The following is a 24,878-nucleotide window of genomic DNA, read 5'->3' on the forward strand; positions in this document are numbered from 1 at the left end:
AATGAAAGAATTGTTAAAATATTTAAAACCATATCGAAAACAATGCATCATTGGGCCATTTTGTAAGTTGATGGAAGCCATATTAGAACTGCTTCTGCCAACACTTATGGCCTATATGATCAATGATGGAATCATGGCACAGGATCAACAACTGGTATATCGTTATAGCTTTATCATGATTTTTATGGTTATGATTGGTTTTGGTTTTTCTATTACCTGCCAATATCAAGCCGCAAAAGCATCACAAGGCTTTGGCACAGATTTAAGAAATGCATTGTTCTCACATATTACTGCATTTTCTTATCAGGATTTAGATTACTTTGGAACACCTACATTAGTCAATCGACTGAGTAATGATGTGAATCAACTGCAGGTTGCCGTTGCGATGTTGATTCGTTTAGTGGTTCGCTCTCCCTTTATTTGTATTGGGGCGATTATTATGGCAATGTTTCTGGATATGCGTTTAGCATGGATTTTAATTGCGAGTGTACCTTTTATTATCCTGATTCTTTATGTGTTTATACGGTTTACGACACCAATGTATCAACAATATCAAAAGCTGCTGGATAAATTTTCTTCTATTCTTGATGATAATTTTGCGGGCATCCGTGTGATTCGTACCTTTGTTTCTAAGAAACGGGAACAAAAGCGATTTCAAGAAAATGTAGATGAACTACAGGTACAGATGATGAAGGTAGCACGTCTTTCTGCCTTATTGAATCCAAGTACGGCAATTGTTGTAAATGGTGCGGTTGTGATTTTAATGTATCAGGGAATTTTAAAAATACAAATAGGTGATTTACAGCCTGGAACAATTGTTGCATTTATCAATTATGCTTCCAGTATCTTATTAGCATTGATTGCTATTAGTAATCTGATCGTCATATTTACCAAAGCATTCGCCAGTGGCAAACGTGTAAGTGAAGTCTTGCGTTATTCACCAGGTCTGGTTTGCGGAAATGCTTCTCTTCAGGAAAAGGATGAGCCAATTGTATGTTTTGATCATGTATCTTTTTCTTATGGAAAAGGGGATGCTGCATTAAGTGATCTGTCCTTTTCTATTCGAAAAGGAGAAAGTATAGGGATCATCGGTGGAACCGGTGCTGGTAAAACTACTTTGATTTCTTTATTATGTCATTTTTATGTGCCTACAGAAGGCAGGATTTTATTATATGGACAGGATATTACTACACTGAGATCATCTGATCTATTATCCCATGTCGTGCTTGTGCCACAGGTAAATGAGTTATTCTCTGGTACCATTGAAGAAAATATCTGCTTTGGATTATCTAATGTATCCAAAGCAGATATTGAACAGGCATTAAGCATTTCTCAAGCTAAAGAGTTTGTGGATGAGCTGCCGAAAGGAATGCATACCAAAATCGAACGTGGGGGAGCAAATTTGTCTGGTGGACAAAAGCAGCGCTTATGTATCGCCAGAGCCATTCTGCGTAAGCCAGATCTATTGATTTTAGATGATGCCAGCAGTGCACTTGATTTCAAGAGTGATGCGGCTTTGCGAAAAGCCCTGAAAGCGATGGATACACAGATGAGCAGAATCATGATATCTCAGCGAGTTAGTACACTTGCGTCATGTGATCGTATTATCGTGTTAGATAATGGAGAGATGGCAGGCTTTGCGCCACATAAAGTATTATATGATACATGTGAAATCTATCATTCCATCTGTGAGAGTCAGCATGTAGAAAGGGGTATTGCATGAGTGGTAAACAAGTGATGAAACAGCTACTTCGTTTCCTGTTTCAGTTTAAATTATATCTGTTGCTGGCATTAGCCTGTGCAATTTTATCTGTCGCATTAAACGTATATGCGCCCTTACTAATTGGAGATATCTTAGATGCGATTACTTCAAAGCCTTTGTCCACAACTTTTCAATTATTGTGTTATTTAGTTGTTGTGTATCTTCTCTATTCTTTATTCCAATGGGGAATGATGTATTTCTCTAATAAGATTGCTTTTTCCAGCAGTTGTGTATTAAGAAAACAGCTATATGAAAAACTTTCCCATTTACCAATATCTTTTTATGATACAAATCCTCGCGGAGATTTAATTTCCCGCTTTGTCAACGATATTGATTATATCAGTGATGGCTTTTTACAGGGCCTATCTACCATGATGAGTGGAGTAACAACGATTGTTTTAGCAATCGTATTCATGATCAACATCAATTGGATTATGAGTATCATTGTCATATTATCCGCACCGTTTACTTATATTGTGGCAAGTTTTATTACCAAACGTTCTCAACAATATTTTCGCAAAAATGCAAATGCGCTTGGTTCTTTGAATGGCTTTAGTGAAGAAATGCTATCAGGTATGAAAACAATCAAAGCATATCATTATGAAGAATCTGCCAACCATACGTTTCAGGAAATGAATCAAACATTATATGAAGCCGGTGTAAAATCTCAATTTTATGGTTCTCTGGCAAATCCAAGTACCCGTTTTGTGACAAATTTTACTTATGCATTAACAGGAGCAGCGGGAGCATTCTTAGCACTTCAATCCATGATTACCATTGGAAACATATCCAGCTTTTTGATGTATGCCAATTTATTTTCTAAACCATTCACGGAAATCACAGGTGTCATGACACAGTTACAGACAGCGATGGCAAGTGCACGACGCATCTTTACGATTTTAGATATGGAAGAAGAACGTGACAGTGGAACGACTTTTTTTACACCAACAAAAGGAAGCATTGAATTTTCTCACGTCAGCTTTGGATATGATAAACATAAGCTTTTAATGAAGGATATTAATTTATGTATACCAGCGGGTGAAAAAGTCGCAATCGTAGGGAAAACCGGTGCTGGAAAAACAACTTTGGTTAATTTATTATTGCGGTTCTATGAAATTAATCAAGGTCATATATATGTGGATGGCGTTGATATCGAACAAATGTCAAAGGATGATTTAAGACGCAGTTTTGGTGTCGTATTACAGGATACCTATCTGTTTGAGGGAACCATTCGTGACAATATCGCTTATGGAAAACCAGAAGCCAGTGATGAAGAAATTATAGCCGCAGCCAAAAAAAGTGGTGCACATGAATTCATCCGTCGTTTTACGCAAGGATATGATACCGTTCTGCATACCAATTCTAATCATTTATCATCCGGTCAAAAACAGTTATTGTCACTTACCCGTGTTTTATTGATGAATCCTAAAATTTTGATATTAGATGAAGCAACCAGCAATATGGATACCATGAGTGAACAACATGTGAATCAGGCAATGGAATTATTGATGGAGGGCAAGACCAGTTTTGTGATTGCACATCGTTTATCTACGATATTAGATGCGGATAAGATTCTGGTTATGGAGCATGGAGATATTATAGAAACTGGAAATCATGAGGAATTAATGAAAAAACAAGGTGCCTATTATACACTTTTTAATAGTCAGTTTACATCTTAGCGATGAGAGTGTTATACTAGAGGTGTAAAAGTTAATCTGTGATAGAGAAAGCGAGTTATCAAAACATGTTTTATGTTTTTAGCTCGCTTTTTATGATGAAAGGAAGGAATACTATGAAGATTGTTATTATCGGTGGAGGCATTATTGGATGTTTTTTGGCACATGATTTATCACGATATGATGTGGATATCACATTGATTGAACGTGAGAGTGATGTTTGTGATGAGGTATCTAGTGCAAACAGTGCAATTATTCATGCAGGATATGATCCTGAAGAACATACATTAAAGGCTCTATTGAATAAAAAAGGTGCGGATATGTATCCTGCAATATGTGAACAATTGAATGTTGACTACAAGCGTATAGGTGCCTATGTTGTCGCAGCTGGTGAAGAGGAAGAAGAAACGCTTTCTATATTATATGAAAGAGGAACAAAACGAGGAATCCACATGGAATGGCTCACAAGGGATGAACTGCTTGAAAAAGAACCGAATATCAGTGCGCAGATTACAAAAGCTTTATCTGTACCTGATACCGCAATCATTACACCATGGGAGATGGGACTTACTCTGATACAGGAAGCTGTATGTAATGGATTGTCTTTAAAGCTGGAAGAAAATGTGGTGGATATCAAACGTAATGGGAAACAGTTTCATGTCATCACAGACAAAGCACACTATGATGCGGATATCGTCATCAATGCCGCAGGACTTGGCAGTGCTAAGATTATGAACATGATAGAAGATACCTCATTATTTGACATTACTCCAAAGCGTGGACAATATTTTATCTTAAGCAAACATGCGACTGATTTTGTGAAGCATGTCTTATATCCAGTACCTGGTAAAGCAGGAAAAGGGGTATTATGTGTACCAACCTGTCATGGCAACATTCTGCTTGGCCCAAACAGTGAAATATTAGAGGAGCAAGATAATGGCACAAGTGCACAAGGACTGAAAGAAGTTAGAGAAAAACTGCAAAAAACCGTGACAAATATTCCATATGGAGAAATTATACACAGCTATGCAGGACTTCGACCATGTGGCAATCATAATGATTTCTTTATTCAGGCATCTCCGATATCTCAAAATTTTATTCACCTGGGATGTATCGATTCACCAGGTCTTGCCAGTGCACCTGCCATCAGTGCTTATGTCATTGAACAATTGATTTTACCACAGCATGTGCTGAAACAAAAAGAATTATATCGTCATTATAAACGTATTACTCCAATGAAAGATCTTTCTTCCCAGCAAAAAGCAGAACGTATCAAAAAACAATCAGCTTTTGGACATATTATCTGCCGTTGTGAGAATATCAGCGAACAGGAGGTAGTGGATTGTATCCATGAGCCATGTGGTGCACGTACAATTAAAGAAATAAAAAAACGCATTCGACCAGGAATGGGAAAATGCCAGGGTGGTTTTTGTGAAATAGAAGTCGCAAAGATTCTGGCTAGAGAACTGCATATCCCATTAGCGGAGGTTCGTTATGATAAAACCAGTTATTTTATGACAAATAAGGGGGTAAGCAAATAATGAAAACATATGATATGATCATTATCGGCGGTGGAAGTGCTGGCATGAGTGCAGCAGTATCTGCTAAAGCGCAGGGTATTCGCAAAATATTGATTTTAGAACGCAGCGAAGAGCTGGGAGGTATCCTTCAACAGTGTATCCATAATGGCTTTGGCCTTCAGATTTTCCATGAAGAAATGAGCGGTCCATTATATGCGCAAACGTATAAAGAAAAAGTAGACGCTATGAAAATTGAATATAAATTAAATACAACAGTGGTATCTGTGAATGAAGAGCGTATAGTAACTTATGTCAATGAACAAGAAGGCTATCAGAGTATAAGTGGAAAAACCATTATTTTTGCCAGTGGTTGTTACGAACGAAATCGTGGAGCGATATCCATACCTGGCAAGCGGATTCCTGGTGTATATACAGCCGGCAGTGCCCAGCGGTTTTTAAATCTTGAAAATATTTTAGTAGGGAAAAAAGTGTTTATCCTTGGCAGTGGAGATATTGGCTTGATTATGGCCAGAAGAATGAGTCTTGAAGGAGCAAAAGTGGAAGGTGTCGCAGAATTAATGCCTTACAGCAATGGATTAACTAGAAATATCGTACAATGCCTGCATGATTTCAATATTCCTTTATATCTTTCTCATACAGTTGTGGATATTAAAGGCACAAACCATGTAGAAGGTGTCACCATTGCCCAGGTGGATGAACATAAACAGCCTATCTCAGGTACAGAAAAAACCTTTGATGTCGATACGTTGTTATTATCGGTTGGATTGATACCTGAAAATGAATTGGGATATCAAATGGGAATTCAGCTGGATGCACATACCAAAGGTGCCAGTGTCAATGAATATTATGAAACTAGTGTTCCTCATGTCTATGCTTGTGGCAATGCGCTGCATGTTCATGATATCGTGGATTTTGTATCACAAGAATCTGCGGATGTCGGTTATTTCGCTGCCATGGATATCTTAAAACAACAACGAGGAAATCGTGCACATGAAACCATCGCAAAACAAGGCGTAGGATATGTATTGCCTCAGGTATTAAGTGATTCCATCAACCATGATGTAACCTTGAGTTTTCGCTGCAGTAAGCCATTTAAAGCATGTCAAATCATCATACAGGATGATACACATATCATAAAAAAGATAACCAAACGTTATCTTTTACCAGCGGAAATGGAACGTATCAAATTAAAGAAAGAAGATTTGCAGAATATAAGCGGGAAACTGTCTGTGGAGGTGCAAGCATTATGATAAAAGCATTCGATTGTATTGTCTGTCCTATGAGCTGTCATATTGAAGTGATGATGGCAAATGATGAAATCATATCCGTTAAAGGCAATACCTGCCCAAGAGGTGAAAAATTTGTTCGTCAGGAGGTAGTCTGTCCCATGCGTATGTTAACGACTACCGTACGCATTCATCATGCGATTCATCCATTACTTCCGGTCATTACTTCACAAAGTGTACCAAGAGATAAATTATCTGATATAATGGAGGTATGTAAAACGCTGGAAGTAGAAGCACCTATACATGAACATGATGTTTTGGTTCATAATATTGCTGATAGTGGTGCTGATTTAATTGCTTCCCGCTTTATGGATCGGAGGTAGGCATATGTTAAAACAGCCGGTGATTCCTGTATTACGTGACATGGCAGCGATAAAGCATTTTATAAAACGTGAGGAAACATGGTGTATCCTAATGGATTTTCATATCAATTTATTAGAGGATGTAATCAAAGAGCTTCATTTGCATAAGAAAAAAGCTTTTGTGCATATGGATTTGATCAAGGGAATCCAGAATGATTTATATGGTGTCCAGTTTCTGACACAGCATCTTCATGTGGATGGGATTATATCCACAAAGCCATCTGCCATTGAAGCCGCAAAAAAGAATCACTGTATTTCTGTTTTACGTGTGTTCCTCATCGATTCACGATCCATTGAAAAAAGTGGATTACTCGCAGAAAAGCTTTCTCCTGATTATGTAGAAGTATTACCAGCTATTATTCCCTTTGCGGTAGAAAAGCTTCATCAATATACCCAGGTGGATGTGATTGGCGGAGGACTTATTCAGTCAGTGGAGGATATAGAAGCATGTTTAGCACAAGGCATGGTTGGCGTTTCAACCAGTCGATTGACCTTATGCGATGAATGGAGGTCAAGGACATGAAAAAAGCTTTGGTACTTGGGGGAGGCGGTAGTAAAGGTGCATATGAAATCGGGGTATGGAAAGCACTTGATGAATTGGATCAGCATTTTGATATCGTATGTGGTACCAGTATTGGCGCAATGATAGGTGTCTTATATGTGCAGCAGGAATATGATACAGCATATGAATTATGGTCAAATTTAACGATTGATGATGTGATGTTGAATGGTATTGATCTGGATATGGATATTGAATTGATCATGTCACAAAAAGGAAAATACAAAGCCTTTCTTGAAAGCTTTGTGGAACATAAGGGTGCAGATATTACACCGTTCTACAATATGATTCATCGTTTATATGATCCAGAAAAATTCTTTAATTCGCCAATAGATTATGGCTGTATGTGTGTCAATGTTTCTAAACGCAGTGCAGCGCCCTTTCTAAAAAAGGATATGAAGAAGGATACGGTGTTAGATTATGTGATGGCATCTGCCTCTTGTTATCCAGCATTCCCCATGAAAATCATCAATGAAGAAAAATATGTAGATGGCGGCTATGCGGATAATGTGCCGATTAAGCTTGCACAGGAAATGGGCGCAGAAGAAATTGTGGCAGTTGATTTAAAAAGTGTCGGTCGCAATGTTGTAAAAGGACCGATGGAGCATTTGATCTATATAGAACCTCAGGTATCCCTTGGAAGCTTTTTGTTATTTGATCATGAACGGATTATGCAAAATATGCAGCTGGGTTATTTGGATACAATGAAGAAATTTCATCGCTTATTAGGCTCTGTGTATACCTTCCCATTACATGATGAAGAAGCAATCCTTGACTTTGAAGAAGAAATGCAGGAGGGCTTTGCCCATTTAAAAGAAGAAATAGAAACAGATAAAATGCATTTACTGACAGAAAAGATTACTTCCTTATCCTTATTGATTGGATTAAATAAATTTCATATTTATGATGCGCCATTTACCGCAATGCTGGAAAAAGCAGCACAGGCATTCTCTTTTGACTATCATAAAATATACGATTTTCAGGATTTCAAGTATCAACTGTTAAAGGTTGTTCAAGCCTATACACCAGATATTCAAAGTGGTTTAAGTGATAGTGATAATATCAAACGTCTATTACATAATATCAAGGATATACATTTAGCAGAGCTTATTTGTGTAAATTTCTATTATCTATTGAAAGATGAAAAAAATATTGCCGTAGTATGGCTTTTAGCAACCATGACGAATGATTCTTTCTTGATTGCTTATCTATTATATTTGATGTACAAGCAACAGAACTGACAGGGAAACCTGTCTTTTTTAGTTAAGACATGTTATAATAAACACATCTTTAAGGATGTGATGTAAATGAAACCAAAATTTATAGATGAACATTCATGGAAAACCATGAAACCTTGGATATTTTTATCCACTTATTTGATTTTACTTGTTTTCTGTTTATGGAATTTCAGTAAGATCAGTGGCTTTGTTGGTTATCTGATTGGCTTGTTTCAATCATTGATCATCGGCATTATCTTTGCGTATATCTTAAATATACCAATGAAACAGATTGAGCAGTTATTAATCAGACATACAAAAGAAAAAGGGTTTATAAGAAAACGCAAACGTGCGATTTCCATGACGCTAACCTTCGTATTGGCGATTATTTTGATTATCATATTAGGTAGTATCATACTACCAAGCATTGTGGACAGTTTTGTATCTTTATTCAATAACTTAACGAAGTTCTTTATGAATATTGTCGCAAACATTGATGCGATTCTGGCATATTTCCATATTGATTATCGTATTGAAAATATCGAACAGGTAAGAGAATTTGTGAATATGCCATGGGAAAAGGTTGTAGAAAATGCGTTAAATATCGTTTCCAGTGGAGCCAATAGTATCTTATCTAATGCAGGGGCATTCCTGTCTAGCTTTGCGGTAGGTTTTACTGGCTTTATGTTTTCCTTATATCTATTAAGTGGCAAAGAATCTTTTATTCGTCAGATGCGTAAAGTAACGGTGGCATGCCTTGGTTACAATAAAGCAAACAGTGTATTCTATTATGCCAGCCGTGTTAATAAAATCTTTTACAGCTTTATCAGTGGACAGTTAGTAGAAGCATGTATTTTATGGGTATTATATTATGTATCCATGAAGCTGCTGGGCTTCCCTTATACTGAATTGATTGCGACCCTGATTGCAGTATTCTCATTTATTCCGGTATTTGGACCAATGATGGCAATGGTTGTTGGTGCGATCATGATGCTGTCTGTGGATCCTTTAAAGAGTATCTGGTTTATGATTTTCTATCAGATCATGTCACAATTTGAAGACAATGTCATTTATCCAAGAGTTGTAGGAAACTCTGTAGGACTACCTGGACTTTGGGTATTATTGTCAATCTTTGTACTAGGCAATGTCTTTGGCATCTTTGGTATGGTTATGGCAGTGCCTGCGACCGCCTGTGTATATACATTCTTTGCGGAGTTTGTGAACAAGCGTTTAAAGAAACAGAACCTGATTGTGACAGATCAGGAAATAAAGCAAATACCACAACAAGAAGAGTAAGTTGAGATGAATTTCTCAACTTTTTCTTTTATCTATTTTTCAATTGACCTGTACATTGATGTACGATGTAAAATAAATGTATATTTCATGATTTATAAAATGAAATATAAAAGAACACATATAAGATGAGGAAGGAGGATAAAGAATTTATAGTTCTATCTAAAAAAATCAATGTAACCGTTTCAAAAACAGGAGAATAAGAAAATTATCACATGTGAATGTTATCACTTTTAAAAAAGTCTATTTATGTCTTGCAAAAAATACTGGTAGGCATTAAAATAATAACTGTTATATGTTTACATTCTTTTATTTTGTCTAGATTTGTACAGAATAGTATAATATTTGATACAGCTGATTTTTATCGATTTCAGCTGTTTTTTTATGCCTTTTTCTCTTAAAAAGGCTTTTTTTATATGTTTTTTACTTATTCATAGACTATCTAGTAATGCATACATTTGTATACATGTATTTAGAAAGTCTAGCAAATAAGGAGGGAATAGTAATTTTTTATGGAAGAAAATATGAATGAAGATGTATTGACGATTGATCTTTCCCAGCTGTTCAAGCTGTTGAAAAAGAATCTTCGTCTGATCATCCTGTCCATGGTCGTTTGTGCGATCGCTGCATTCAGTATCACTGCATTCTTACTACCTAAGAAATATGCAAGTGAGTCGTCGATCTATCTTGTTTCAAAGGTAAATGCGGAAACAGGGACAGTGGATGCGGCTGCATTAAGTGCTAACTCAAAACAGGTCAACAACTACATGGAAATGATCAAAGGGAAAAATATTCTAAACAAGGTCGCAAAAGAACTGAATATCGATGTAAAAGAAGTCCAGGGTGCGATCAGTGTGACGAATAAGAATGAAACAGAGATCATGGATGTGAAAGCAACCACAGATGATCCAGTGAAATCGCAACAGATCGTTAAGACACTGACCTCTATCTTCTTTAAGGAAGTAAAAGAAAACCTAAAAGTAGAGAACATGATGGTCATGAACGATCCTGAAGTAGATAAGGTGCCTGTTTCTCCAAGTAAGAAAATGAATACATTGATCGGTGCTCTGTTAGGATTATTAGCTTCTGGTGGATATGTGTTCTTGACATTTATCTTAGATAAACGATTGAGAACGAAACAGGAAGCAGAAAATTTCCTGGGTATTCCAGTATTAGCGGAAATACCATATTACGAGGAGTAATCCCAAATGAGTTTCATAGATACCCATTGCCATCTGGCATGGGGAATTGATGATGGATTTCAGGAAATGGAAGATAGTGAGTCAGCGTTAAGAGTAATGGAAAAAGATGGTATCACAGCAATGATCGCCACACCACACTTTGTGCCAGGACAGTTAGATGATGACGTCATTCGTGTAATGGATGAGCGCATCAATGATCTAAGGATGCTCGCAAGACCATATAACGTAAAGGTATATGAAGGTTGTGAACTGTTCTTAAATCATGAATATTTAGATGTACTGGATAGTGGTCAATATCATACTATGGCAAAAAGCAGGTATCTGTTATGTGAGTTCGATGTACGAAAGAACATCAAAAACAATGATGAAGTAGAAGATATGCTGTATGAGATCACAGTGAAAGGTTTGATTCCTGTGATTGCCCATGTGGAACGATATTTCCATGATGGTATCGATATCGAGCGTGTACAAAGCTGGGTAGATATGGGCTGTAAGGTGCAGATCAATCGTACCAGTATCTTAGGCATGCATGGTTCTACGATACAGAAGAATGCACATAAACTGATTAGATCCAATCTGGCACATATCATCGCAAGTGATGCACACCGACCTAGTGGAAACAGAATTTGTCTATTATCGGATGTTTATCAATATGTGAAAGATACTTATGGAGAAGAAAACGCTGATATCTTAATGAAACGAAATCCAAAACATATCATCGATGATGAAGAACTGGAAGATATCCAGATAGAGCAGAAGAAATCAATATTCAGAAAATTATGGAGGAAATAGCATGGATATAAAGATAGCACCGAAAAGAGCGAAAAGCGATAAAGGTCATCGAAATGTCAAGACGAATCAGTTTGCGTATACAGAGATCTATCGTCAGCTTAGAACGAATATAGAATATTCAAGCTTTGAGAAGAACATTCAGGTGGTCAACGCTGTAAGTACCAATCCAGCAGAAGGAAAAAGCTCAGTGGCAAGTAATCTAGCAACGGTCAGTGTAGCGAAATACAACAATGTCCTTTTGATCGATTGTGACTTGAGAAAACCTGTACAGCACAAGATATTCAAAGTGTCCAATAAAGCAGGTTTAAGTAATCTGATGAGAAACTTTGACAGCTTCGATGTGAATGATGATACATATTTTCAGAAGTTCAAGGATAACACCAGCGAAGGCAGATTGTTTCTATTAACAAGTGGTACAAGGGTACCAAATCCTGGAGAACTATTGTCCAGTGAAAAATTCAAGAAGCTGATGGAAAAATTAAGAACACGATTTGATTTCATCGTGATCGATTGTCCACCAATCAGTGCCGTAGCGGATGCGATACCAGTATCGCATGTATGTGATGGAACGATCTTTGTCATCTCCGCAAAAGATACGGATAAGAATGAAGCAAAAACAGCGTTGACAGAACTTCAAAGAAACGGTGTCAATGTACTTGGCAGTGTGATGACGATGACAGAAGCAACTGCAAAACATTATTATAACTACTATTATTCCAATGAAGGCAAATAGAAACTGGTATGTATTATATGTGCAGGGAGGCAAAGAAACATTCCTGCGTGACATGATCAATAAACGAGGAGATGTGGTGGCTTTCGTGCCAATGATGGAACGATTATACAAGATCAGAGGCGAATATAAGGAAGCAATCAAACCGATGTTTCCCGGATATCTGTTCATCAAGACAGATCAAGAACAGGCATATATCGAAACACTGTTTCAAGAGTATCGCTTAAAGCTGAGAGGCTTTCGGAAACTGTTGAAATATGATGAAGAAGGCACAAGTGCATTACAGAAGGAAGAAGTAACATTTCTGGATGCGATATTAGATGAAGAATATGTATTAAGGATGTCAGGGGGAAGAATCGTCAATGATGTCCTAATGATAGAAAATGGACCACTTGTTGGTCAGGAAGCAAACATACGCAAGATAGACAGACATAAATGTATCGCCTATCTGTATGTGAAAGTCTTGGACAAAGAAGTGATCGCAGGAATGATTATAAAAGAGAAAACGAATGATGAGAAGAATTAATAGACGCTAGAGCGCTTTAAGGAACGAATCAGGATATAGGGAAACAGCCACATCCATGTCATGGGGTAGGGGGAACTATATCCATTTTTTAATTTAGAAAAAGAGAAAGGGGAATAAATATGAGTAAAAAAGTAATACATCCAAGAATGATCTTGTTCGTCATCTGGGATGTATTTTCTATTGCATTTGTCAGTTATATCTCATTGCTGTTGAGATTTGATGGAAACATCCCAACAGAATATACGAGCAATATGGTACACACGGTGTTGCCAGTCGTTGTTTGTGGAGTCTTGGTGTTCTATCTGTTTCATCTGTATAAGAGCTTATGGGAATTTGCTTCACTTACAGAAATGAGAAATATCGTATTAGGTTCATTGGTCGCAAGTTTATTGAACATCGCAGTCTGTGTCATGACAGACAACCCAATGCCAAAATCAAGCTACTTCATTTTCTTTTTGATGCTTACAGCAATGACTGGTGGATCAAGGTTCTTATATCGATTCTTGAGAAGTTATAAGAGCAAGACAGCAACGAAAAATAAAGAAGCTAGCCATGTGATGATCATTGGCGCAGGTGAAGCTGGAGAAAAGATTGCGAAAGAGATCATGCATTCTGCATGTATCTATAAAGAAGTGAAGTGCTTCATCGATGATGACAGTACGAAATGGAATCGCAGTATCCATAACATCCCTGTCGTTGGTGGAAGAGATGCAATATTGGAAGCAGTGAAGAAATATGAAATCCAGGAGATCTTCATTGCAATGCCATCGGTATCAAGAAAAGAGATGGCAGATATCCTGAATATCTGTAAACAGACAAAATGTCAGTTGAAGAAACTTCCAGGCATGTATCAATTCGTGAATGGAGATATCAGTATTTCAAAATTCAAAGATGTAGAGATTCAAGATTTACTTGGCAGAGAACCAATCAAAGTCAATATGGATGACATCATGGGATATGTAAAAGATAAAGTCGTCATGATCACAGGTGGTGGAGGTTCGATTGGAAGTGAGTTGTGTAGACAGATCGCATCGAAAGATCCTAAACAGATCATCATCGTGGATGTGTATGAAAACAATGCTTATGATATCCAACTAGAATTAAAACACGATTATCCAAATCTGAAGTTAGAAACATTGATCGCATCAGTACGAGATAAAGGCAAAGTCGATGATCTATTCAAAAAGTATCATCCAGATATCGTGTATCATGCGGCAGCACATAAGCATGTGCCATTGATGGAAGATGCACCAAATGAAGCCATCAAGAACAACGTGTTTGGAACGTTGAATGTCGTGAAAGCATGCGATAAGTATGGGACACAAAAGTTTATCCTTATCTCAACAGATAAGGCAGTTAATCCTACGAATATCATGGGAGCAACAAAACGTTTATGTGAAATGATCATCCAGACCTACAACAAGAAATCAAAGACCGATTATGTTGCGGTAAGATTTGGAAATGTACTTGGTTCTAATGGTTCTGTCATCCCATTGTTTAAAAAACAAATCGAACAGGGCGGACCTGTGACAGTCACACATCCAGATATCATTCGATTCTTCATGACGATACCTGAAGCTGTATCTTTAGTATTGCAGGCAGGCGCATATGCCAAAGGTGGAGAGATCTTTATCTTAGATATGGGAGAGCCAGTAAAGATAGCAGACATGGCAAGAAATTTGATCCGTTTATCAGGATATGAACCAGATGTCGATATCAAGATTGAATATACAGGACTTCGCCCAGGTGAGAAATTATATGAAGAGATGCTGATGAAAGAAGAAGGTATGCAGACAACACCTAACAAACTGATTCATATTGGAAAACCAATTGAATTGGATGAAGAGCACTTCTTCTTACAGTTAGAGAAATTATATGAGGCAGCGTATGCAGAAACAGATCAGATGAGAGAACTGGTAAAACAGGTGGTACCAACCTATCATCCTGAACCAGTGGAAGGATGATCCTTATGAAATTATTGATCATAGGGTGTGGAGGTCATGGAAGATGTTGTCTTGAAATTGCAGAGGCTATGAATCAATATGATGAGATAGCTTTTTTAGATGATGGACACATCAATGAGATGATCCAAGGAAGAAAAGTGATTGGAAAAATCAATGATATCGATAAGTATATGCAAGATTTTGATGAGGTATTTATAGCTATTGGAAATAATCATTTCCGTAAAGAATTGATCAAAAAAGTAGAAAGTCAAAACTATAAATTAGCCACTTTGATACATCCTGATTCCAGAACATCTAAACATTCTTATATTGATAAAGGAACGGTTATTTTTCCATATGCCTGTATTGAAAGCAATGCGAGGATAGGAAAAGGATGTATCATTTGCAGCAATACTGTCATAAATCATGATGCGACCGTTCAAGATGATTGTTTGATCTATTCTAATTCAACGATAAGAGCGGAGGCAGTTATTGAAGAAGAAACAAGAATTGGAAGTAACTGCTGTATCAGCTTTCGAGGTCACGTCTTAAAACAAAGTGATATCAAAGATGGAGAAGTAGTATGAAAGGAGGTGGATTATGTATAAGAACTGTATAAAAAGGGTCATAGATTTTTTATTAGCATTGATTGGACTGATCATATTAAGTCCCATTTTTTTAATTCTATGTATTTGGATCAAATGCGACAGTAGAGGACCGATCTTATTCAAACAGAAACGTGTTGGGAAAAATAAGACACATTTCAATATTTTGAAATTTAGGACAATGTCAATTGATACACCAAAAGATACACCAACACATTTACTAGAAAATCCAGATCAATACATTACAAAAGCAGGAAAGTTTTTAAGAAAGACTTCCTTGGATGAACTGCCTCAAATTTTAAACATCTTAGTTGGACAGATGGCAGTGATCGGACCAAGACCAGCTTTATGGAATCAATATGATCTGATTGAAGAAAGAGATAAATATCATGCGAATGATATCCGCCCTGGATTAACAGGCTGGGCACAGATCAATGGAAGAGATGAACTGGAAATTGATGTGAAAGCTAGATTAGATGGTGAATATGTAGAGCGATTATCCTTCTTATTTGATATGAAATGTTTCTTTGGAACGATCACATCTGTATTGAAGCATGATGGAGTAGTCGAAGGTGGAACTGGCAAAGTGAAGAAAGTGAAGGGAAATGATACATGAAAATCCTAGTTGTTTGTCAATATTATTATCCAGAAAATTTTCAGATTACTCCAATTTGTGAAGAATTGGCTTCTAAAGGGAATGAAGTAACTGTTTTAACTGGTCTCCCTAATTATCCAATAGGGATTGTACCAAATGAATATAAAAAAGGAAAAAGAGATGAATATATAAACAATGTACATGTTATCAGATGCTATGAGGTTGGAAGAAAAAGTGGTATATTTTATTTGGCTTTAAATTACTTGAGTTTTTATATATCAGCTTCACATCATATATTAAAACAAAACGAAAAATTTGATTTAGTTTTTATATACCAATTATCTCCAATTTTAATGGGAGTACCAGCCTGCAAATATGCTAAGAAGTATAAATTACCATTATTTTTGTATTGTTGTGATTTGTGGCCTGAATCTATAAAAATGTATATAAGAAATGAAAATAATCTTATATTTAGAATTTTTAAACATATTAGTAAAAAAGTATATTCATCTTGTGATGAAATTGCGGTTCAGTCATATAGTTTTATTTCTTATTTAAGTACAATTCATCAAATTAACGAAAAAAATATTATATACTTACCGGCATTTGCAGATGAAAGTTATTTACAAATGAATTTTGAATCTAAGAATGATATTGTGGATTTTGTATTTCTAGGAAATCTTGGCATTGCGCAAAATTTAATCGCTGTTTTAGAATCAATTAAATTGATACGTGAAAAAAAAGGGTTTAAAGTTCATTTTGTAGGTGATGGTACATGCTTGAAAGAAATGAAGGCATACGTAAAAGAAAATAACTTAGAGGATATCGTTGAATTCTATGGTAGAAGACCAGTAGAAGAAATGGTCAAATTCTATACATTAGCTGATGTATGTATTGTTTCTTTGAAATCTGATAATAAAACAGGGCTAACATTACCATCAAAAGTACAAGGCTATATGGCGGCGGGTAAACCTATTATTGGCATGATTGATGGGGATACAAAAAAAGTTATAAAGGATTCAAAATGTGGAATCTGTGTTCCAGCAGGTGACATAGATGGGTTTTCGAGAGCGATGGTTTATTTAATAGACAACAAAAATATATTAAAAGAACTTGGTACAAATGCAAGAGACTATTTCAAAAAAAAATATAGAAAGAAAATGTTTATAGATTGTTTAGAGAAAGAATTCAATAAATTAAGGAGGAATTACAATGACAATATTTAAAGATAAAATATTATTAATTACAGGAGGAACAGGATCTTTTGGCAATGCTGTTTTAAACAGGTTTCTAAAAACAGATATAGGAGAGATACGTATTTTTTCAAGAGATGAATTGAAACAAGATGATATGCGACATTATTATCAAGCTAAATTTCCAGAAGTTTCAGATAAATTGAAATTTTATATTGGAAATGTGAGAGATGTTAATAGTATAAAAAATGCAATGCATGGAGTAGATTACGTATTTCACGCAGCTGCATTAAAACAAGTACCATCTTGTGAATTTTTCCCTATTGAAGCAGTAAAAACTAATGTATTAGGTACTGAAAATGTATTAACTGCCGCAATAGAATGCGGAGTAAAAAAGGTTGTATGCTTATCAACTGATAAAGCAGCATATCCAGTGAATGCAATGGGAACGAGTAAAGCAATGATGGAAAAAGTTATTATTGCAAAATCAAGAACAGTAGACCCAGAAAAAACAAGTATTATGTGTACAAGATATGGAAATGTATTAGCATCAAGAGGTTCTGTTATACCTCTTTTTATTTCACAAATTAATGATGGAAAACCATTAACTGTTACTGAACCTAGCATGACTAGGTTTGTAATGACATTAGAAGAGGCCGTAGATTTAGTACTATTTGCATTTGAGCATGGTACTAGTGGAGATATCTTTGTACAAAAAGCACCTGCATGTACGATTGAAGTGTTAGCACATGCAGTTAAAGATTTGTTCCGTGCAGACAATGAGATAAAAGTTATTGGTATACGACATGGGGAAAAAATGTATGAAACATTATTAACTAATGAAGAATGCGCAAATGCAATTGATTTGGGAGATTTTTATAGGGTGCCGTGTGATAAGAGAGATTTAAATTATGATAAATATTTTATACATGGGGATATAAAAAGAAATCACTTAAAAGAATTCAATTCAAGCAATACAGAGTTATTAAATGTTGAGCAAGTAAAAGAAAAATTACTTAATTTACCATTTATAAAAGAAGAATTGGAAAAATTAAATAAAGAGAGGGCTGTTTAATGAATTTTTTAGTGTTAGGCTCTAGTGGAATGGCAGGACATACCATTGCTTTATATCTCCAAGAAAAGGGTCATAAGGTAACAGGATTTTCTAGAAAAAAAATAGATTTTATAGATACGATTATTGGTGACGCAAAGGATTTAGAATTGCTTAGAGGAATTATTTTAGCTGGCAAATATGATGCTATAATAAATTGTATTGGAATATTAAATCAGAATGCTGAAAAAAATAAAACTGATGCTATTTTTTTGAATGGATATTTACCACATTATCTTGTATCTATTACAGAAGCATTAGAGACAAAAATAATTCAAATGAGCACAGATTGTGTTTTTTCTGGTAAAAATGGAAATTATACTGAAAATTCAATTAAAGATGGAGATACATTTTATGATAGAACGAAGGCAATTGGTGAAATAATAGATAAAAAAAATATCACTTTAAGAAATTCAATTATTGGTCCAGATATAAATCCGAATGGCATTGGTTTATTTAATTGGTTTATGAGCCAAAAAAAAGTGGTTAAAGGATATACAAAAGTAATGTGGACTGGTTTAACAACATTACAACTCGCGAAAATCATAGAAAGAATGACTATGAAAAATATAAGTGGATTGTATAATATGGTACCAAGTTATAATATTAGTAAATATGATCTTTTAAAACTATTTAATTATTATATGAAAGAGGATTTATTAGAAATCGTTCCTTTTGATAAAATTTCGATTGATAAAACCTTAATTAGGACTAATTATGAATTTAAAGATGAAGTTCCAACCTATGAAGAAATGATTTTTGAAATGTCGGAATGGATCAAAAAGCATAAAATATTATATCCGCATTATGATTTTAATGAGTAAAATTAAAAATTATAATAAGAGGGATATCGATAAACTTTTATTAAATTTAATAGAAAGGAAAAGCTTATGAAATATAAAGATAAATTAAGATTAATGACAATTGTTGGGACAAGACCAGAAATAATTAAAATGTCTGCAATAATAAAAAAATGTGAAATATATTTTGAAAATATTTTAGTACATACTGGACAAAATTATGACTATGAATTAAATAAAATATTTTTTGATGATTTAGAAATCCGAGAACCAGATTATTATTTAGGAGTTGTTGGCGACAATGTAGGACAGACTATGGGGAATGTTATTTCTAAATCATATGAACTAATGAAAGAAGTTAAACCAGATGCTGTTATTGTTTTAGGGGATACTAATTCATGTTTATGTGTAATTTCAGCAAAAAGGCTAAAAATTCCTGTATTTCATTTGGAAGCTGGAAATCGTTGTAAAGATGAAAATCTTCCAGAAGAAGTTATTAGAAGAATTGTAGATATTACAAGTGATGTTAATCTTTGCTATTCAGAACATGCTAGAAGGTATATCCTAGAATCAGGTGTAAAACCAGAATATACATTTGTAGTTGGTTCACCAATGGCTGAAGTCTTATCAAATTATATGAGCAAAATTGAAGAAAGTGATATATTAAAAAAATTAAATCTAAGAAAAAATGAATATATATTATTATCTGCTCATAGAGAAGAAAATATTGATATTGAAACCAATTTTTTTTCACTAATGAATGCAGTAAATGCAATGGCTAAAAAATATGATATGCCAATCTTATATTCATGTCATCCACGCTCAAAAAAAATTATTGAACAAAGAAATTTTAAGTTTGATGACAGAGTAATACAACATCAACCATTGGGCTTTTTTGATTATAATAAATTGCAAATGAACGCGTTTTGTGTAGTTTCAGATAGTGGAACTGTTCCGGAAGAAAGCTCTTTTTTTAAATTTCCTTCTGTTTCAATAAGAACTTCTACAGAGAGACCAGAAGCTATGGATAACGGAGTATTTATTATAGGTTCAATATCTACTGAGCAAGTATTGCAATCAGTTGATTTAGCTACTTCTATGAATATAAATGGTGATTTATCCACTGATTTTAAACATTATTCAGATAAAAACAATTCTATAAAAGTAGTGAAAATTATTCAAAGTTATACTGGGATCATTAATAAAATGGTATGGAAAAAATGAAAAAGATTTTAATATTAACTGCTTATTATTATCCAGGATTTCGTTCTGGAGGTCCTCAGCAATCAATAATGAATATGGTTGAAATATTTGGAAACAAATGTGATTTTTATATTTTAACACATAATCATGATTTAGGAATTGAAAAACCATATAGGAATATACAATCAGATACTTGGCTTGAAGTAGGTAAAGCAAAAGTATATTATTGTTCCAATAATATATACTCATTTAAATTTTTAAAGAGTTTTGATGGCTTTGATAAAATATATTTATGTGAGCCTTATCAAATGCATTCATATAAAATATTACTTTTGAATAGAATAAATAAAATAGAAAGTCAAATATATTTAGCCACAATGGGTTGTTTTAGTAAAGGAGCTATATCGAAAAAAAAATTTAAGAAAAAAATATTTTGGATAACATTTAAAACATTAGGCTTATATAAAAATATTAAATGGTCTTTTTCATCTGAATTTGAAAAAAAAGATGCTATAAGAGTGATTGGTAAAAAATATATTCAAGAGTATTTAATTGCGGAGGATTTACCTAGAAAGTTTTTAGATTTATCAGAAATAAAAAATACTGAAAAAAAGAAGGGATATATAAAAATTGTCTTTTTATCAAGAATATGTGAAATGAAGAATTTATTACAATTGATTACAGAAGTTTCAAAAGTAAAAGGAAATATTATTTTTGATATATATGGGACAATAGAGGATAAAAAATATTGGAATAAATGTGAAAAAATGTTAAATAAATTGCCTAATAATATTGTATGGAAATATAAAGGCACAGTTGAGTCAAAGGATGTTTTAAATGTTTTAGTTCATTATGATATTTTTTGCTTACCGACATTAGGTGAAAATTTTGGACATGTTATATATGAAGCACTTGTTGCTGGCTGTATACCAATAATTAGCGATAGGACCCCATGGAATGATTTAGATGATAATCATTGTGGAAACATTATTCCTTTAAAAAATAAAAGTATGTTTGTTTCAATTCTACAAAGATATATAGATATGTCATCACAAGAAATTACTTATTATCAAAAAAAAGCAATGTTATATGCGGAAAAAAAATATAAAGAAAGTGTTTTAAAATCAGGATATCGCAAATTAATAGAAGAAGAAAGTTAATTAAACTATTTCTCTTACAGTAAATTGATAAGGATGGTGATGATAATGTTTGTATATAATTTTAAAAAGACTATTATTAAATTTTTATATGGAATGTTTTTTTTAATATTGTTTTTTATTAAAATAATTTTTTTGCAAAAGGAAGTGAATTGTTTTAATACAGATAGTGTAATGAGAGGAGGAGAGCAATTTAGGTACGCATAAGAATTGTGTAGTTTAAATATTTAAAAAAGTTTGTTATTATAATTATTAAAAAAAACATTTTAATCTTATTCAAAATATTTAATGAATAGAAGTATATCTTCACCTGAGCTAGATTAAAAATGAATTTAATAATTAAACAATACAATTTAAAAATTTCTAATACAATTATAGTTACAATATTGTGCCTCATTGTAGAATTTATGAAAATCTCAATACATCAACTTAAAAGTATAATTGTACAATTTATTTTATTGTTTATCTTATATTATTTACAATTTGCATTCTCAAATTTCGAAAAAGAAATTCAAATGCGATACATAGCTATTTTAGCAATTTTTATTTTAATTATATCTGAATTAAGTATTTATTATGTTAAGAAAAAAATAGATTGTTTTGGTATTTTGATCATATTGATTTTTATATTTATGTTTGGTCAACATTTTTTGTTTTTAATTGGTACATATCCTAAGAATTTGACTATTATTTCTGGAGCGTTGAGTAAAGTGACAATTTACAAAATGAGTTTTTTTGTACTAAAATGTGTAGTGATATTGAATATAGGGTATTTAATTAAGTGTAAAAAAATAAATATTAAGAGAAATAATTTACAAATCTCAAATAAAGAAATAAATAGAAAAATAATGTTTAAAACTGGAGTCATATTTTTCTGTATATCAATAGTACCAACATTAATAATTTTAAGTAAAAATATTTATTTGACATTTACAGTTGGGTATGGTGAAAGAATGTTGAATGAGGTTTATAGGAGTAGTGGAGTTCAGAATATTACTGGTATTTTAGCTAGTTTTATGATTCCTACTTTATTGCTTCTTTTTATTACAAGAAAAAAAGAAAATAAGATACCGATAATTATTATTATAGTTTATATGATTTTATATACAGCTTCTGGAAGTAGAATAAATACTATGATTCTATTAATAGGCATTTTATACTTGCAAACTAATATGTTTTCTAAATTAAATATAAAAAAAACGTTAAAGTATTTATCCATACTAATAATGGTTTTTTTGTTGTTTAGCGTTGTTTCTTCAGCTAGAAGTAGTATAGGTAGTAACTTGAATCCAAAGGAAGTTATAAAGGAAAGTTTTAATGATACAATAGAAAACAGTATTATTGTTTCTGCGTTATCAGAAGCAGGATATACGTTTTGTGCTACGGCTACTGTTTTTGAAAATTGCCCTTCAAATGAACCGTTTAATTATGGACTTTCCTATATTAGTGGAATTGCGTATATTCTACCTAATGGTATGACAGGAAATTTTTATGCTAGAATTAGATCCACTGATGAAGTTTTTAAAGGATATCTAAATCAATACGGTAGTGGAATAGGATCTTCTTTTATAGGTGAAGCCTATTGGAATTTTGGACAAAGTGCTTTATTCTTGATGCTTATTTTTGGAATTATATTAGCAAAAGTGAGTAATGAACTTGATTATGCAATTTCAAGTAAAAATTATGAAAGCATCTTTAAATATACATATATTTTTGTTACAATTGCATTTTATGTTAGAAGTGATACAAGAACATTTTTAAGAAATTATATATGGTTTTGTCTACCAATTATTTTTGTGGCATATTTTTTCAAATATAAATATAACGAAAGGAGCATGAAATGAAAAAAAGTTTATTGCATATTTTTGCTGCTAATATAATTTATCTTTTAATTAATATATTTAATAGTTTTTTATTGCCAAAGTTTTTAAGTGTGGATACATATGCAATAATAAAAACATATACCTTATATGTTGGCTATGCTGGATTTCTTTCATTGGGATATGCAGATGGGATGTATTTAAAATATGGTGGGAAAGATATTAACGAACTTGATTTAGTTGATTTGAGTACTAATTATAAAAGTTATACGCTTTTTGAACTAATTGTGTGTTTTATTTGTTTGATTATTGCATTGATGTTAAATGATTTTGTATTGATTTGCTTTTCAATTGGAGGTTTTTTTATTAATATTATTGGATACTATAAAAATTTATATCAAGCAGTTGGAGAATTTAAATTATATGGAAAATCATTAAATTATCAAACAATATTGCTTTTTTTTATGAGTTTTATTTTAATCTTCTGTTTTCAATCTGATAATCCTAAAAACTATATAATAGTTCAGGTTTTATCAGCTTTAATAGTGGTGATATATTTAACTCTTATTTTAAATAAAAATATTCATATTTTGGGCGTCGGAAAAGTATCACTTAAAGAGATAGTTAAAAATATATCAATGGGATTTACATTGATGTTAGGTAATTTCTCAAGCAGTATTTTTACAAGTTTAGATAGATGGTTTATAAAGGCTTTGATGACTAATAAATTTTTCGCTTATTATTCATTTGCAGTAAGCTTAGAAAATATAGTAGATGTTTTTATTACCCCTATAACTATTTCTTTATATAATTCATTTTGCAAAAATTATTCTATCCAACATATTTTAAAAATAAAAAAAATGACATTACTTTGGGGATTTCTTATTATTACTGCAGCTTTTCCAGTTAAATTTATAATCATAAATTTTTTACCTCAATATTCTAATGCTATATCTATTATATTACCATTATTTGCTGCACAAGCTTTCTATGCGGTAATAAAAGGAGTACATATCAATTTATATAAAGCAGAACATAAACAAAAAAAATATTTTAAAATAATGATTTTCATGATGATTGTAGCCGTTATTTTAAATTGCGTTTTATACTTTTTTTCAAAACAAGTCGAATCTTTTGCTTATGCTACTTTAATAACTGCGATCGTTTGGCAAATTTATTGTGAAATTGAAAATTCTAAACTTAGATTTAATAATAATGAATATGTTTCTATTATACTTTTATTTATCTCATATTTTGTGGCTGGAAATATTACGAATGCTATAATGGGTTTATTGTTATATTTATTAAGTTTTTTGATTATAGTGATTATTTTTATGAGAGATACATTACAATATTGTCTAAATAGTATTTTTTTATAAAAAACATAAACTAAATTTCTGATTATCTTTTCATAAGTTCTTACAACACCGATATATCCCTGTTTTACTGGCTTTGTCGGTGTTTTCCTTTTGGCAGATACTTCTTATAACCCCTCACAACTCCGC

22 protein-coding genes are annotated in these 24,878 nt (G+C 33.1%); all 22 read left to right on the forward strand.

Features of this window, described 5'->3' with window-relative positions; genetic code table 11:
• Position 1: 1 nt before the first annotated feature.
• The 22 genes from DW114_RS01975 (at position 2) to DW114_RS02080 (ending at position 24,752) form a co-directional block, all read left to right on the forward strand.
• Entirely contained in the window at positions 2–1,723 is a 1,722-nt protein-coding gene (locus DW114_RS01975; RefSeq protein WP_117451857.1) for an ABC transporter ATP-binding protein, read from the forward strand.
• Positions 1,720–3,441, forward strand: a complete 1,722-nt coding sequence (locus DW114_RS01980) for an ABC transporter ATP-binding protein (protein ID WP_117451859.1) — start codon at positions 1,720–1,722, stop codon at positions 3,439–3,441. Before DW114_RS01975 ends, DW114_RS01980 begins: the two co-directional genes overlap by 4 nt.
• 113 nt (positions 3,442–3,554) lie before the next feature.
• Positions 3,555–4,979, forward strand: a complete 1,425-nt coding sequence (locus tag DW114_RS01985) for an NAD(P)/FAD-dependent oxidoreductase (RefSeq protein ID WP_117451861.1) — start codon at positions 3,555–3,557, stop codon at positions 4,977–4,979.
• The gene (locus tag DW114_RS01990) at positions 4,979–6,229 is read left to right on the forward strand and encodes an NAD(P)/FAD-dependent oxidoreductase (protein ID WP_117451863.1); all 1,251 of its coding nucleotides are present in this window, start codon (positions 4,979–4,981) and stop codon (positions 6,227–6,229) included. Before DW114_RS01985 ends, DW114_RS01990 begins: the two co-directional genes overlap by 1 nt.
• Positions 6,226–6,588: a DUF1667 domain-containing protein gene (locus DW114_RS01995; RefSeq protein ID WP_117451865.1), complete on the forward strand. Its 363-nt coding sequence runs from the start codon at positions 6,226–6,228 to the stop codon at positions 6,586–6,588. The genes DW114_RS01990 and DW114_RS01995 overlap by 4 nt, the downstream gene beginning before the upstream one ends.
• Positions 6,589–6,592: 4 nt before the next feature.
• On the forward strand, positions 6,593–7,150 hold the full coding sequence (locus DW114_RS02000) for a glycerol-3-phosphate responsive antiterminator (protein WP_117451867.1): 558 nt from the start codon (positions 6,593–6,595) through the stop codon (positions 7,148–7,150).
• Entirely contained in the window at positions 7,147–8,427 is a 1,281-nt protein-coding gene (locus tag DW114_RS02005; RefSeq protein ID WP_117451869.1) for a patatin-like phospholipase family protein, read from the forward strand. The genes DW114_RS02000 and DW114_RS02005 overlap by 4 nt, the downstream gene beginning before the upstream one ends.
• A 66-nt stretch (positions 8,428–8,493) precedes the next feature.
• A complete protein-coding gene (locus DW114_RS02010) occupies positions 8,494–9,699 on the forward strand; it encodes an AI-2E family transporter (protein ID WP_117451871.1) in 1,206 nt (401 codons plus the stop codon).
• A gap of 521 nt (positions 9,700–10,220) precedes the next feature.
• Positions 10,221–10,898 carry a YveK family protein gene (locus tag DW114_RS02015; RefSeq protein ID WP_158552283.1) on the forward strand — a complete coding sequence of 226 codons (678 nt, stop codon included), beginning with the start codon at positions 10,221–10,223 and terminating at the stop codon, positions 10,896–10,898.
• Positions 10,899–10,904: 6 nt separating this feature from the next.
• On the forward strand, positions 10,905–11,690 hold the full coding sequence (locus tag DW114_RS02020) for a tyrosine-protein phosphatase (protein ID WP_117451875.1): 786 nt from the start codon (positions 10,905–10,907) through the stop codon (positions 11,688–11,690).
• A 1-nt stretch (position 11,691) separates the two neighbouring features.
• Positions 11,692–12,423, forward strand: coding sequence for a CpsD/CapB family tyrosine-protein kinase (locus tag DW114_RS02025; RefSeq protein WP_117451877.1), 732 nt, complete (start codon positions 11,692–11,694; stop codon positions 12,421–12,423).
• Positions 12,410–12,946 (forward strand): transcription termination/antitermination NusG family protein, encoded by a 537-nt coding sequence (locus DW114_RS02030; protein ID WP_117451879.1) that lies wholly within the window; start codon positions 12,410–12,412, stop codon positions 12,944–12,946. The genes DW114_RS02025 and DW114_RS02030 overlap by 14 nt, the downstream gene beginning before the upstream one ends.
• A gap of 119 nt (positions 12,947–13,065) precedes the next feature.
• Positions 13,066–14,910: a polysaccharide biosynthesis protein gene (locus DW114_RS02035; protein ID WP_117451881.1), complete on the forward strand. Its 1,845-nt coding sequence runs from the start codon at positions 13,066–13,068 to the stop codon at positions 14,908–14,910.
• Between the two features lie 5 nt (positions 14,911–14,915).
• Positions 14,916–15,476 carry a sialic acid O-acetyltransferase gene (locus tag DW114_RS02040; protein ID WP_117452022.1) on the forward strand — a complete coding sequence of 187 codons (561 nt, stop codon included), beginning with the start codon at positions 14,916–14,918 and terminating at the stop codon, positions 15,474–15,476.
• A 13-nt stretch (positions 15,477–15,489) separates the two neighbouring features.
• Positions 15,490–16,110: a sugar transferase gene (locus DW114_RS02045; protein ID WP_117451883.1), complete on the forward strand. Its 621-nt coding sequence runs from the start codon at positions 15,490–15,492 to the stop codon at positions 16,108–16,110.
• Positions 16,107–17,315, forward strand: coding sequence for a glycosyltransferase family 4 protein (locus tag DW114_RS02050; protein ID WP_117451885.1), 1,209 nt, complete (start codon positions 16,107–16,109; stop codon positions 17,313–17,315). The genes DW114_RS02045 and DW114_RS02050 overlap by 4 nt, the downstream gene beginning before the upstream one ends.
• Positions 17,302–18,357 carry a polysaccharide biosynthesis protein gene (locus DW114_RS02055; RefSeq protein WP_117451887.1) on the forward strand — a complete coding sequence of 352 codons (1,056 nt, stop codon included), beginning with the start codon at positions 17,302–17,304 and terminating at the stop codon, positions 18,355–18,357. Before DW114_RS02050 ends, DW114_RS02055 begins: the two co-directional genes overlap by 14 nt.
• Positions 18,357–19,217, forward strand: coding sequence for a sugar nucleotide-binding protein (locus tag DW114_RS02060; RefSeq protein ID WP_117451889.1), 861 nt, complete (start codon positions 18,357–18,359; stop codon positions 19,215–19,217). Before DW114_RS02055 ends, DW114_RS02060 begins: the two co-directional genes overlap by 1 nt.
• Positions 19,218–19,283: 66 nt before the next feature.
• Positions 19,284–20,417 (forward strand): non-hydrolyzing UDP-N-acetylglucosamine 2-epimerase, encoded by a 1,134-nt coding sequence (gene wecB / locus DW114_RS02065; RefSeq protein WP_117451891.1) that lies wholly within the window; start codon positions 19,284–19,286, stop codon positions 20,415–20,417.
• Positions 20,414–21,556, forward strand: a complete 1,143-nt coding sequence (locus tag DW114_RS02070; protein WP_158552284.1) for a glycosyltransferase — start codon at positions 20,414–20,416, stop codon at positions 21,554–21,556. Before wecB ends, DW114_RS02070 begins: the two co-directional genes overlap by 4 nt.
• 323 nt (positions 21,557–21,879) lie before the next feature.
• Positions 21,880–23,397, forward strand: a complete 1,518-nt coding sequence (wzy, locus tag DW114_RS02075; protein WP_117451895.1) for an O-antigen polysaccharide polymerase Wzy — start codon at positions 21,880–21,882, stop codon at positions 23,395–23,397.
• Positions 23,394–24,752, forward strand: a complete 1,359-nt coding sequence (locus DW114_RS02080; RefSeq protein WP_117451897.1) for an oligosaccharide flippase family protein — start codon at positions 23,394–23,396, stop codon at positions 24,750–24,752. The genes wzy and DW114_RS02080 overlap by 4 nt, the downstream gene beginning before the upstream one ends.
• Positions 24,753–24,878 lie beyond the last annotated feature (126 nt).

It is taken from the genome of Absiella sp. AM09-50 (assembly GCF_003433845.1).
In the GTDB taxonomy this organism is placed as follows: domain Bacteria; phylum Bacillota_I; class Bacilli_A; order Erysipelotrichales; family Erysipelotrichaceae; genus Hoskinsella; species Hoskinsella hominis.